Annotated in this window: 8 protein-coding genes; 6 read left to right on the plus strand and 2 right to left on the minus strand. The window is 35.7% G+C overall.

Annotated elements, in window-relative coordinates:
• Positions 1–14: 14 nt before the first annotated feature.
• Both FFWV33_RS05575 and lepA read right to left on the minus strand, forming a co-directional pair.
• Positions 15–4,058, minus strand: coding sequence for a T9SS type B sorting domain-containing protein (locus FFWV33_RS05575; protein WP_108739991.1), 4,044 nt, complete (start codon positions 4,056–4,058; stop codon positions 15–17).
• A 262-nt stretch (positions 4,059–4,320) separates the two neighbouring features.
• Complete coding sequence (gene lepA / locus FFWV33_RS05580; protein WP_108739992.1) at positions 4,321–6,117, minus strand: translation elongation factor 4; 1,797 nt, start codon at positions 6,115–6,117, stop codon at positions 4,321–4,323.
• A gap of 190 nt (positions 6,118–6,307) precedes the next feature.
• Between lepA and FFWV33_RS05585 the strand changes: the two genes are divergently transcribed.
• The 6 genes from FFWV33_RS05585 to FFWV33_RS05610 all read left to right on the plus strand — a co-directional run bounded on the left by FFWV33_RS05585 (position 6,308) and on the right by FFWV33_RS05610 (position 13,519).
• Positions 6,308–7,588: a putative DNA modification/repair radical SAM protein gene (locus tag FFWV33_RS05585; RefSeq protein ID WP_108739993.1), complete on the plus strand. Its 1,281-nt coding sequence runs from the start codon at positions 6,308–6,310 to the stop codon at positions 7,586–7,588.
• A complete protein-coding gene (locus FFWV33_RS05590; RefSeq protein ID WP_108739994.1) occupies positions 7,566–8,333 on the plus strand; it encodes a TIGR03915 family putative DNA repair protein in 768 nt (255 codons plus the stop codon). Before FFWV33_RS05585 ends, FFWV33_RS05590 begins: the two co-directional genes overlap by 23 nt.
• Before the next feature lie 43 nt (positions 8,334–8,376).
• Positions 8,377–9,369: a tRNA dihydrouridine synthase DusB gene (dusB, locus tag FFWV33_RS05595; RefSeq protein WP_108739995.1), complete on the plus strand. Its 993-nt coding sequence runs from the start codon at positions 8,377–8,379 to the stop codon at positions 9,367–9,369.
• 326 nt (positions 9,370–9,695) lie between these two features.
• Positions 9,696–11,993: an ATP-binding protein gene (locus tag FFWV33_RS05600; RefSeq protein WP_108739996.1), complete on the plus strand. Its 2,298-nt coding sequence runs from the start codon at positions 9,696–9,698 to the stop codon at positions 11,991–11,993.
• Positions 11,994–12,019: 26 nt separating this feature from the next.
• Positions 12,020–12,463 (plus strand): response regulator, encoded by a 444-nt coding sequence (locus tag FFWV33_RS05605; RefSeq protein ID WP_108739997.1) that lies wholly within the window; start codon positions 12,020–12,022, stop codon positions 12,461–12,463.
• Between the two features lie 27 nt (positions 12,464–12,490).
• Positions 12,491–13,519 (plus strand): PAS domain-containing protein, encoded by a 1,029-nt coding sequence (locus FFWV33_RS05610; RefSeq protein WP_108739998.1) that lies wholly within the window; start codon positions 12,491–12,493, stop codon positions 13,517–13,519.
• Position 13,520 lies beyond the last annotated feature (1 nt).

Here is a 13,520-nt window from a genome sequence, read left to right on the forward strand (position 1 = left end):
TTATTTATTTACTACTAACGTTTAAGGCTAAAATGAGATTTGAATGTTTTGCTGTTTCCATCCAAAATATAGTCAACAACAAACCAATAATCATCAGACGGTAGGTCTTCACTGTGGTATTTGCCATCCCATCCAGGAGATGCTGTTTTAAACTGTTTGAGTAGTTTACCGTAGCGATCAAAGATGCTTATCACTGCATTTGGCTGAGATGACAAATCAGGAATATTCCATCTGTCATTGTACCCATCATTGTTTGGTGTGAAAAATTTAGGATGTTTAAGTACCGTTGCTGTAACCGTTGTAATGCTGCAGTTACCTTTCTTGTCAAAGATCGAAATCGTATGTTCACCTGAACGTACATCACTAAACGAAGGGCTTTCTTGGTAAACGCCATCATCTAGTTTGTAGCTGTACTCACCAAAGCCTGCAACGGCTGTTACATTCAAATCTATAACTTCTGCAAAAGCATCTGAAATTTCTATCGAAGCAACCGCTGGACTTGATTTTTCTACTTTAAAACTCGTTTTGTTGTATCCACAATCGTTGCCAATGTCGGCTGTGTTTTTGGTAATTACAACTTCATAAATCCCCTCTTTTTCGGCAGTGAAGTCAGGCCCTGTTCCTACTAATTCATCTTGTAAATACCAATCTACGGTGAAGATAATTGGGTCTAAGTTGGTGTTTCTATAAACTGGGTTTAGCAATGCAGCTGTTTTATAATCAACACAGATTACGCCGTCTTCAATTTTTAAATTGTTTAATGGGTATATTGTAACATCCAACTTTTTTTCATCAAAGCAATTATTGTTGTCTGCAGCTGTTGCGTAAATGTAAATGCTTTGACTCGTTTTAATATGATCTCCCGCGGCGAATGACGTTCCAGTTCCTTTCGAACCAGAAAAATAATTCCCAACCATCAAATTTGGTAACTCATAATATCCACAACGTTGAACAGCGGCAGGCTGCGTGATGGTTGGTGTTTTTGAGATGGTTACTAGAAATTCCGTTTCGTCCTCACAAGTAAAACGACCTCCCTTTTTACCATAAATGTAGATTTTTTGTGTACTGGTGATTTCAGTTCCCGCTGTTAGTTGATTGCCTTTTCCACCTGAGGCAGTAAAATAATTTCCAGAGGTTAGTGTTGGTAATATAAAGCGATCACAAGTTTTAACGTCGTTTAATTTGTCAACAGTTATTCCTATTATATTGATTGAGATCGCATTTTCATTCGAACATGTCGTTAAATCAGCCCACTTATTGTACAAATAGATGGTTTGTGTTTGGGTAATTTGTTGGCCTGGTTTAATGTGCGTTCCCTTTCCGTTTGGTTCTGTAAAGAATAATCCATCGGCAACAGCAGGTATGGTATATGATTTACAAGTGGTGACATCTGTAATAATGGTCAGTTTAGGAAGGTCGCGTATTTCGACTTTAAAACTGGATTCATTAGTACAACCGTTCACTAAGTTATTTATGTAGATCGTTTGAGAACTTGTAATTTTATCTCCTGCAACTAGTTTTGTGCCAGAACGGTTCGTTCCAGTAAAGTATTCGCCATTCGAGATGAACGGTAAAGTATAGGGGTCATTGATGCACTTCAAAATATCAACAGATTTGTCGACTTGCGGAATAGGTTTTATAGTGATTGTAAAATAAAGGTTGTTAGTACAATTGGGTGCAATCGTGGTATCTGCATATACGTAAACAGTAGTAGATGTTGTAATTACTGTTCCTGCCGGAATTTTGCTTCCAGCACCGGCAGCCTCGGTGAAATAATTACCAGCTGATAATGCAGGCAGGGTGTAGCTTCCGCATGCTGGTTGATCAATCACGCTTGGGATGATTGTGATACTAAAGCTCTTCTCGTTGATACATTTTCCGTCTGTGGCAAAAACGTATAGTGTTTTTGTAGTTGTAATCGCTGTACCTGCAGCAAGTTTGGTGCCTGATCCATTTGTTCCAGTATAATAATCACCATGCTGTAAAGTTGGTAGTGTATAACTGTTGCAGGTAACTACATTTTCTGGAGCATCCACTTCTGGTAACGGAATCACATTTATGTTGTAACCTTCGTCTTTACAAACACTTCCGTTCAAAATGGCGTAGTAATATACTCTTTGGTTTGTGATGATTTGTGTTCCAGCAGGCAATACATTTCCCGTTCCAGTTGGTCCACCGTTGCTTGTGTAAAAATTCCCAACAAGCGGATTTGGAATGATAAAAACACCGCAGTAATCCAAGGGAATCGAATATTCATCTATCAAAGTGATTACAAAACTAGACTCATTGGTACATGTTTTTGAATCGGGTCCGTTAAAAATATAGTAGGTGCCACTTTTGTCTACAATATCACCAGCATGTAATAAGGTGCCTGTTCCTGCTCTACCGGTGTAATAATCACCATGTGTAAGTGTAGGCAATTGGTACGAAGAGCATTCGGTAACATTGGGTAATATATCTACTGGCGGTTTTGGATTCACGATAATATCAAAAGAAGTGGTGTTAAAACAACTTTTGTTGGCAACATTGGTCATTCTTGCCCAAATTGTAATTGTTTTAGGAGTGGGTGCAATAGCATAGTTGTATGACAACGGGTTTGCATTGCTTGCTGCATCAGCTTCAGTTTTGTGGTAACTTATAGTGTATTCACTTGTACTTTGACCGTTAAAGATTGCTGTATTTTGTTGCGTTAGATTGACTACATTACCAGCGGGAATGTCACATAGCTCTATAGTATTTGGCTTTTTTGGTGAAGCGGGTGTATCCAGGATTAAGGCGAAAGACTGCAATGAGTTGCAAAATTCTGTAGCGGTTGTATTTTTTATTTTAATATAAATTGTTTGCTCGCCTGTGCTGTTGTAGGCTTGCGGGTCTGTGATGGGGTTGCTGTTTGCATTAGCATCAGTTGTATTGGTGTAGTAGGCCAATTCGAATTTTGATGGGTCTAAGCCTAATTTCTTAATGTTATTTATTGTTAAGTCATATTGGTGAGTCGTTGTGCCAGCATTGCAGGTACGTAAAGTGATTGGGCTATTTATTTTTAGATCAGAAAATACAATTTCGTCAGTGATTACACAACTAGTTCCTGTTTGTTCTATGGTAACTTGATAAGTTCCGGGCTGTTTTACTAGCAGTGATGGATTGTTTTCTCCCACAATAACCTGATTGTTTCTCTTCCAAGTATGTACATATTTTGGGTCGGTTAGTCCTGTTTGTATTGCTACCGTGTTGCCTTCGCAAATACTTTGATCAGCTCCCAAGTCAATATTTGTTGTAAAACTACCTGAGCTCAAAAACACAGCTGAATCATAATTGGAGTCATTGGCATCACCAATTACCAATCGAATGCGATAAGAATGGTTTGGAATTACAGTAGAAGATGCCGTTAATAGCTGCGTATAGCCTCTCATGTTTAGTGATGATACTGCAGGATTGTTAACAGTGTAAGTAGAGAATAAATTGGAATTTACAGAACTACAAGAAGAATTGTACTTGTTGTCGCGAATGTTTTTTACAGATACAGGATCATTTGTTCCCGGAACGATCGCTAAGTTATTAGTTGAACCGGCATCCAAATCTGTAAGTAGAAAAGCAAATACATCACTAAAACCACATTGAAATTCTCCATACTCATTGGATGCAAATAGAAAATTGAAACTAAATTTATTGGATAAAGGCACAAAGTCAAATTCTAAATAGGCGACATCTGTAATTGGAATGGTTTGTCCTGTGCTGTTGCTTATTTTTTGTAGGTCGGTGTCGGTATTATTGTTTAATTGACTGCTCAAGTTCGTACCTGTATAGGGACCTTCAGTATGTTTTGCTATTCCGTTTCGAATGATAACACCTTCTTTTATGGGGAAAGAAGAATTGTTGTTCGAAAAGTAAGCAGTTGATTGTTTGGACGAAATCGAGATGTTTGAAACCGTCGTGCAAGAATTCCCTAATAGCAATTGTACCAAATCATTTGCTGAACGACTATTGTCATCAACAGTAATAGATTGTGCAAGAATTCCGGTAGAGAAGACAAGACAAATAATAAGGTAAAATTTTTTCATCTGATTGCTATTAAATAGAGTAATTAATCAGCATAAAAATAAACATAAATTCGGAAAAAGAAGTACTTTATCTGATTTATATGTATTTTATCGTGTTTTTATTTCACATCATAAGAAAAGTAATATATTTTACCGTTACCTTTTTCGAATAGAATGCAATGTCAAAACAGGATGAAAACAAAAAAACCTAACAATTTTTACATCGTCAGGTTTTCTATATTTTATTATCTATTTGCTTTATTCTAAAAAAGCTAAAAAAGATTTAGTCATTCAACTTCAAAACGGCCATAAACGCCTCTTGCGGAATCTCAACATTACCTACAAGTCGCATACGTTTTTTACCTTTTTTCTGTTTTTCTAATAATTTACGTTTTCTCGAAATATCACCACCATAACATTTGGCGGTAACATCTTTACGTAATGCTTTGATGGTTTCACGCGAAATCACTTTCACACCAATCGCCGCCTGAATCGGAATATCAAATTGTTGTCTTGGGATCAATTCTCTCAACTTCTCACACATCTTTTTACCAATAGAGTAAGCGTTGTCCGTGTGCATCAATGACGACAAAGCATCAACAATAGTCGCATTTAATAAAATATCTACTTTCACCAAGTTCGAAGTTCTCATTCCAATTGGCGTATAATCAAAAGATGCATATCCTTTAGAAACCGTTTTCAATCGGTCGTAAAAATCAAATACAATTTCGGCAAGAGGCATGTCAAAAGTCAGCTCCACACGTTCTGTTGTCAAATAGGTTTGATTGGTGATTACGCCACGTTTTTCGATACAAAGACTCATAACGTTACCAACATAGTCAGATTTTGTAATGATAGTTGCTTTGATAAAAGGCTCTTCCACATGGTCCAAACGCGAAGGCTCAGGCAAATCAGATGGATTGTTCACAATCAAAATGGTGTCAGGCTCTTTTTTGGTATACGCATGGTACGAAACGTTGGGAACAGTAGTAATCACTGTCATGTTAAACTCACGCTCCAAACGCTCTTGGATAATCTCCATGTGCAACATTCCTAAGAATCCACAACGGAAACCAAATCCTAAAGCCGCCGAACTTTCTGGTAAAAACACCAACGACGCATCGTTTAACTGTAGTTTTTCCATCGAGTTTCTTAACTCTTCGTAATCTTCGGTGTCTACTGGATAGATTCCTGCAAATACCATTGGTTTCACATCCTCAAAACCAGTAATTATATTTGTAGTCGGATTTTTTGCATCTGTCAATGTATCTCCAACTTTAACTTCTTTCGCTTCTTTGATACCCGATATCAAGTACCCAACATCACCAGCCGAAATTACTTGTTTCGGAACTTGGTTTAATTTCAACGTACCAATTTCGTCTGCAAAATATTCATTTCCTGTAGCCATGAATTTTATCTTCTGACCTTTTTTAATTTGTCCGTTTTTCACTCTGAAAATTACTTCAATACCACGAAACGGATTGTAGTGTGAGTCAAAAATCAAAGCTTGTAATGGCTCTTCTGGATCTCCTTTTGGAGGAGGAATTTTTTCGATAATGGCTGTCAAAATATTTTCGACACCAAAACCTGTTTTACCAGAGGCATGAATAATATCTTCTAATTCACAACCAAGTAAGTCAATAATATCATCACTAACCTCTTCAGGATTCGCAGATGGTAAATCTACTTTATTTAAAACTGGAATAATTTCCAAGTCATTTTCTAAAGCCAAATATAAATTCGAGATCGTTTGTGCTTGAATACTCTGTGCGGCATCTACAATCAAAAGCGCCCCTTCACAAGCAGCAATCGAGCGCGAAACTTCATACGAAAAATCCACATGTCCCGGAGTGTCAATCAAATTCAGGATATATTCTTCTCCTTTATAAGTGTACTCCATTTGGATCGCGTGACTCTTAATTGTAATCCCACGTTCCCGTTCCAAGTCCATGTTATCCAGCAATTGTGCTTTCTCCTCACGAGCTGTCACTGTTTGAGTTGCCCCAAGTAAACGGTCTGCAAGTGTACTTTTCCCGTGGTCAATATGTGCAATAATGCAAAAATTCCTTATTTTTTTCATCTTCGTAAATCAGTCTGTTATAGTGTAAATACGATACGTATTTAAGTGTGCAAATATAATGTAAAGTTTTTAACAATTTGTGTAATATTTTATGCGAAGGTTTGAAAGCTTAAACAAATCATAAATGTTTGATTTTGGGAGTTGTAAAGTAAATTTATACTTAAATTTGTATCCCTTAAAATTTTAAAATTTGGATTACGATAGAGTTAAAGAAAAACTAGAAATTCTTGCAGATGCTGCCAAATACGATGTTTCATGTTCCTCAAGTGGTGGTAACCGCAAGAACACAAACAAAGGGTTAGGCGATTCTTTTGCAACCGGAATTTGTCATACCTATACCGAGGATGGTAGGTGTGTGTCTTTATTAAAAATCCTGCTCACCAATTTTTGCATCTACGATTGTGCCTATTGCGTTACACGTAAGAGCAACGATATTGAACGGGCCGCATTTACGGTAGATGAAGTGGTCGATTTGACGATGAGTTTTTATCGAAGAAATTATATTGAAGGGTTGTTTTTAAGCTCCGGTATTTTTAAAAATGCCGATTATACCATGGAGCGATTAGTCCGAGTGGCCAAAAAATTGCGATTAGAACACAACTTCAATGGATATATTCACTTAAAAAGTATTCCTGATGCGAGTGATGAGTTAATGCGTGAAGCAGGATTATATGCCGATCGCTTAAGCATGAATTTAGAAATACCTACCGAGTCTGGTTTAAAATTGTTGGCGCCAGACAAAAGTCATCAGCAAATGATCAAACCAATGACATTTGTGAAAAATGAGATACTAAATTATAAGGAAGAGAAAAAAATAATAAAATCGACACCCAAATTTGCACCTGCGGGACAAAGTACACAACTTATTGTAGGTGCCACGCAAGAAACAGATTTGCAAATTATTAAAGTAGCTGATCATTTTTATAATAACTTCAATATGAAACGGGTCTACTATTCGGGTTATGTTCCTATCTCCAATGATTTGAGATTGCCTCCTATTGGTTTACAAGTGCCTTTGGTCAGAGAGAATAGATTGTACCAAGCAGATTGGTTGATGCGGTTTTATGGTTTCAAAGCCGATGAAATTTTAGAAAAAGACAATCCTTTTCTAGATCTAGAGGTTGATCCCAAATTAGGTTGGGCGTTGCGAAACATTGATAAATTTCCGGTAGTGTTACAAAGTGCTCCCTTAGAAATGATTTTGAGAGTTCCTGGTATTGGAATGAAATCTGCGTACAAAATTATTCAAGCTCGAAAATTCCAAAACCTTACCCTAGACCATATCAAGAAAATGGGGGTTGCGACCAATCGTGCTAAGTTTTTTATATCAGTTGCCAACGTAAATAAAAGTCTAGATTTATTGGACGCTGTAAATTTGAAAGACATAATCATGAAAGAAACCAAAAGTAAATTCGAAAACCCGTTTAGCAATCAACTTACCTTATTAAATGACGCAACTTTTTTACGATAATACGCTAGAAGGTTTGCTTACGGCAATATTTGAGATATTTGAATTTAAATATGTTGATCCTGAAATTGTTCGAATGGATTTCGTTCAAAATGCATTTTTTGCAGAGCGAGTGGAGGTTATTACGAATTTAGAAAAATCAGACCGCGTTTTTACCAAACTTGAAAAACAATTGGGTAAAGATGGAATCAGGCAACTTTTGTATGCTTACTTGTCTGAATTTGAAGGAATCGAAAACCTTATTTTTCGAGTAGTTCGCTATGCTGTTCAAAACCCGAATCACAATATAATGAAGGACTTTTCTAATCCAGATGTTTTGCAGGTGTCTAAATTGGTAAAAAGTGTAGGTCGAGAAAAACACCGCATGGAAGCTTTTATTCGATTCGAATTACTTAAAGATGGCTTGTACTTTGCAAAAATTGATCCCGATTTTAATGTACTCACCTTAATTGTAAGACATTTTAAAAATAGGTACCAAGATCAAAGATGGATGATTTATGATTTTAAACGAGGATACGGCGTTTATTATAATTTTGAAGGGACTGAAATGGTGACACTAGACGAAGACGTACTTCAAAAGTTCCAAAATGATAATTCGCTTTTGCATGATGCAGAGATAAAATATCAAAAGTTATGGGCCGAATATTTTGACCATACGAATATAAAAGAAAGAAAAAATATAAAATTGCATATACAACACGTTCCCAAAAGGTATTGGAAATATTTGACCGAGAAAAAAATATTTTAAGCAATAGTTTTAAAAAGCGTAATTTTGCACAAAATTAAAGCAGATGATTAAGATTGGCAACATAGAATTACCCGATTTCCCATTATTACTGGCACCTATGGAAGATGTGAGCGATCCACCTTACCGTAGATTGTGTAAAATGCATGGCGCCGACATGATGTACTCTGAATTTATTTCCTCAGAAGGTTTAATTCGTGACGCCATCAAAAGCCGAATGAAGTTGGATATTTTCGATTATGAAAGACCAGTCGGGATTCAGATTTTTGGTGGTGATGAAGAAGCAATGGCACTTTCGTCTAAAATCGTATCTACTGTAAACCCCGATATTATTGACATTAACTTTGGTTGCCCTGTAAAAAAAGTAGTTTGCAAAGGTGCTGGCGCAGGAGTATTGAAAGATGTTGATTTGATGATTCGCCTAACACAAGCCGTAATTGATAGCACACATTTGCCAGTAACGGTAAAAACTCGTTTGGGTTGGGATGACAGTTCGATCAATATTGATGAAGTTGCCGAGAGATTGCAAGATATTGGCGTTGCAGCTTTGAGCATCCATGCTCGTACACGCGCTCAAATGTACAAAGGCCATGCAGACTGGTCACACATTGCACGTGTCAAAAATAACCCTAGAATTACCATGCCTATTTTTGGTAACGGAGACATTGACAGCCCCGAGAAAGCATTACAATATAAAAACGAATACGGTATTGACGGAATCATGATTGGTCGTGCCGCCATAGGATATCCTTGGATTTTTAACGAAATCAAACATTTCTTTAAAACAGGGGAACATTTGGCCAAACCTACTGTCGCCGATAGAGTAGAAGCCGTACGCAACCACTTAACATGGGCAATGGAATGGAAAGGTGAACGATTAGGAATTGTAGAAACTCGTCCGCATTACACCAATTATTTCAAAGGGATTCATTCGTTTAAACCTTTTAAACAACAATTAGTCACCGAAGATAATCCGCAAGAATTATTTGCAATTTTAAATTCTATTGAACAAGCATATGCTGGTTACGAACTAGCTTAAAAAAGTATTAAATGAAAATTTAGCCCTTACTACAGCCTACTCAAAGGTTGTAGTAAGGGCTTTTTTTGATTTTAATGGTCAATAAAAGCCTCTAGTTCCTGCTGAAAAATAAGAATAACATTGGTCATACGGGATAAATAAAAGATTTTGTTAGAAAATTAGTAGTCAAATATATTCAATTGTAAATTATATATAATTAGGGTCAAATGTTAAATTTTGTATTTTTAATAACCGATTTTTTCGTACATTTATTTTTAAGGCTTTAGTACCATTTCTTTGTTGCTAGAGAGTGATTGTCCCAATTGATCAACCTACTAATTTGTGATATGAAAGAACTTAAAAAGCGACTATATGGCTATATAGCAATAGCAATTATGACTGTTAGTTGCATTGTGGTCTTGGGGTGGTTTTTTAAATTGACCATCTTACAAACAATATTTCCTACTTTGGTTACGATGAAGTTCAATACAGCGCTGTGCTTTTTATTGTTGGGTTTCTCGCTATTGGTCAGCAATTCTCGCTATTTTAAAACCAGTAAAAATGTGGCATTATTTTTAGTAATCGCAATAAGCTTAGCCACTTTGCTACAATATGTATTTAGCGTCAATTTTGGTATTGACGAGTTCTTTGTGAAGGACATTAACAATCCTCTAGAGCATGTTGCTTTAGGTAGAATGAGTCCTCAAACTGGGATATTATTTTTTAATATTAGCCTTGTTTTGTTTTTTTTGCAATTTAAAAACAGACATAAACTGGTAGATTTTGGGCTTTTTGTTGCTATAGTATTGACAATTACGGGCTTTTTAGGTTTTGTTTTTCGTTCCAATAAAGTAAATTTCATCCCTACATTTTCCCAAATATCCTTGATCACCGTTTTATTATTTTTAATGCTTTCGATAGGTATTTTAGATAGGATCAAAAGTATGCGTATACAGTTGGTTTTTACCAAAATTTTAAATTTGGGACTTGCTGTGCTTCTTGTAAGTTTTATGCTTTTGTATTTGGTATTTAGTCAAGTAAGAGAAGATGTTGAGGTTTCTAGGGAAATAGTAGAGGATACTGTGGAAGTAATACATTTATTATCGATGCTCTCCTCGGCCATAATGCGGGATGAAGTTGTAATTACAAATTATGTTTTGTCTGGTGAAACGCAATATTTAAAAGAAAGCGATCCAAGTTTATATATCCTTGATAGCATTAAAAAAAGCAAAAAAATTAGCAAAAATTCTCTTGTAAATAGTAGGGATCTAGAGAAGTATATTGTGGAAAAAGCGCAGAGCACTGCTTATATTATTAATTTAAGAAAGCATAGTAGCGGTGATGCAGCCAAAAGTGCATTGATGTCTACCAATACGATATCATTAAGCAAAAAGATACTATTGTTAATCAAGGAAATTGAGAAAGAAGAATATAGGGTACTTCGAATGAAAAAAGATCAAAATTTAAAGCAGATACAGCACTCAGATAGCCTAATAGAGTTTTTTAAAGCCTTTATTGCCATTTCTCTATTGATATCCTATTTGGTTGTACTCTATAGTTTTAAGGCAAAAAAAACGGCGCAAATACTACTAGAAAAATCAAATGAGCGCTTTTTTAGTATCTTCAATTACAATCCTATATCTATGGCTATCACGACTGTTGAAGGTGGTGAGTTTGTATTTGTTAATGATTTTTATTGTGAATCAACAGGATACGATAGAGAGTCACTGATTGGTAAAACGGCCGATCAAGTGAATATTGTAAGTACCGAAGAGCGTGCAAAAATTAGAGAAAATATTGCGCAGCTTGGAGGTGAAGCAAAGGATATCGAAATTAAAGTTAACAAAGCTGACGGTGGAGTTATGTTTGTTTTATTCTCTGTTCAAAAACTGCTTTTGGATGGTAAAAATTGCTTCGTGTATGCTTTTGTTGATATTACTGAGAGAAATAAAATTAAAGAAAAATTAGTAGAGGTAAATCATGAGTTAGATTCTTTCACCTATTCAGTTTCACACGATTTGCGAGCGCCTTTGCGCGCAATTACTGGCTACACAAAGATTCTTAATGAAGATTATGGTGATAAAATAGACGAAGATGGACAGCAATATATGAATGTTATCTCAAAAAATGCCATAAAAATGGGGCAGTTGATTGATGACTTATTGGCATTTTCTAGGTTGGGTAGACAGAATTTAGTTTTGGTTCCTGTAGAAATGAATAAATTGGTAGGTAGCTTGATAGAAGACATGAAACTTTTTGCTAATGGAAAGGAATTGGAGATCAAGTATGCCAATTTGCTAGACCTCAAAGGTGATGGTAGCATGCTAAAAGTAATTATGACCAATTTGTTGTCAAATGCAGTAAAATATTCGTCTAAAAAAGAGCAGATTATTGTCGAAATTGAATCACATGAAGAGGGACAAAATATAATTTATTCTGTGAAAGATAATGGAGTTGGTTTTGATATGGCTTACGCCGGAAAATTATTTGCTGTTTTTCAAAGATTGCACAGTACCACAGAGTTTGAAGGTACTGGAGTTGGATTGGCTATTGTGCATAGGATCATTACCAAACACGGTGGTAAGGTTTGGGCCGAATCAATACCAGATGTAGGATCTACTTTTTATTTTTCCTTACTTAAATAAAATTTCTTAACTTTAATAAAAAATAGATGAATGAAGAAAATTATACAGTAGATATATTATTGGTAGAAGACAACCCCGATGATGCAGGTTTAGTTATAAGAGCGTTAAAAAAACAAAATTTGGCAAACAATCTACTACATTTACATGATGGTGCGCAAGCATTGGACTTTATATTTTGTAAAGGGCCTTATGAAAATAGAAAAATAGAGAATAAACCAAAACTAATTCTTTTGGATTTAAAAATGCCAAAAGTAGGAGGTATTGAAGTGCTTAAGGCTATTAAAGAAGATGACAGGACCACCTCCATTCCAATAGTGATAATGACTTCTTCAAGTGAGGAGCGTGACGTGGTAGAGAGCTACCGTTTGGGTACCAATAGTTTTATTGTAAAACCAGTTGATTTTGATAATTTCTCAAAAGCTGTTGTTGAATTAGGTTTTTATTGGTTGTTGCTAAATCAAGCCCCATGATTAAAGTGAACAAATGAATGTGAAAGTATGAAAAAGCTGAAAATATTAATTTTAGAAGACTCCGCCTACGATGTCGTTCTAATAAAGTCAGAACTCAAAAATGCTGGATTAGCGTTTGAGAGTCATGTTGTAGAAACAAAATCAGATTACATCGCAGCGCTAGATCAATTTCAGCCTGAGGTGATTTTGTCAGATCACTCTATGCCGCAATTTACTTCAACAGTAGCGCTAGAAATTTATAACGAACGAAAATTAAAAATTCCGTTTATCCTTGTAACGGGTTCTGTTTCAGAAGAATTCGCTGTTCAAACCATTCTCTCTGGTGCATGTGATTACATTTTAAAATCAAATTTAACTCGATTACCAGTTGCGGTCAAAAATGCGGTTGCCGCCCACAATATGAAACTGGAAAACGAAATAAGCGAGAAAAGGATCCAAAGAAAAAATACGTTTTTAAATCATATCGTTTTTTCACAGCCTATTTTATTGTATGTAGCAAATATCGATGATAATTGTAGAACGACTTTTATAAGTAAAAATGTAGAAGATATAACGGGCTATTGCCGTGCTGATATTTTGGGAGACAATACTTTATGGCGTCGTAATATACATCCTGATGAAGTAGAAGATGTTGTACAGTCGTTTACTGATAAGGTAAATCATGGTGGTGGAGCTATAGAATACCGCTGGAAATGCGCCAATGGGGAATACAAATGGTTTCTAGACAATTTAACGATTGTTAAAGATGAATTTGGTGCTAATTGGGTCCACGGATCTCGAATTGACATTACAAAATCAAAAAATGCAGACCACCGCAAAATAGTTTTTACAAAAGGGATGGACGAGATGCTCTACATGATATCTCATAAGGTAAGACATTCCATTTCGCAAATCTTAGGACTCTATTATTTAATTGCTGAAGAAACTGTAACAGATGATGAGATAAAAAAAGTGGTAGGTTACATGAAAGAACCTGCAGAATCATTAGATCTTTTTACCGCAGAACTAACAGCACTAATGGACGAACTAAAAACAAAAAATACAAATTTGAATTAAA

Origin of the sequence: Flavobacterium faecale (assembly GCF_003076455.1) — a bacterium.
GTDB classification, from domain to species: domain Bacteria; phylum Bacteroidota; class Bacteroidia; order Flavobacteriales; family Flavobacteriaceae; genus Flavobacterium; species Flavobacterium faecale.

Bases quoted from the DNA above. Each gene is read 5' to 3' on its own strand.
- FFWV33_RS05575 (WP_108739991.1), bottom strand. From the start codon at position 4,058: ATGAAAAAATTTTACCTTATTATTTGTCTTGTCTTCTCTACCGGAATT.
- lepA (WP_108739992.1), bottom strand. From the start codon at position 6,117: ATGAAAAAAATAAGGAATTTTTGCATTATTGCACATATTGACCACGGG.
- FFWV33_RS05590 (WP_108739994.1), top strand. From the start codon at position 7,566: ATGACGCAACTTTTTTACGATAATACGCTAGAAGGTTTGCTTACGGCA.
- dusB (WP_108739995.1), top strand. From the start codon at position 8,377: ATGATTAAGATTGGCAACATAGAATTACCCGATTTCCCATTATTACTG.
- FFWV33_RS05600 (WP_108739996.1), top strand. From the start codon at position 9,696: ATGAAAGAACTTAAAAAGCGACTATATGGCTATATAGCAATAGCAATT.
- FFWV33_RS05605 (WP_108739997.1), top strand. From the start codon at position 12,020: ATGAATGAAGAAAATTATACAGTAGATATATTATTGGTAGAAGACAAC.
- FFWV33_RS05610 (WP_108739998.1), top strand. From the start codon at position 12,491: ATGAAAAAGCTGAAAATATTAATTTTAGAAGACTCCGCCTACGATGTC.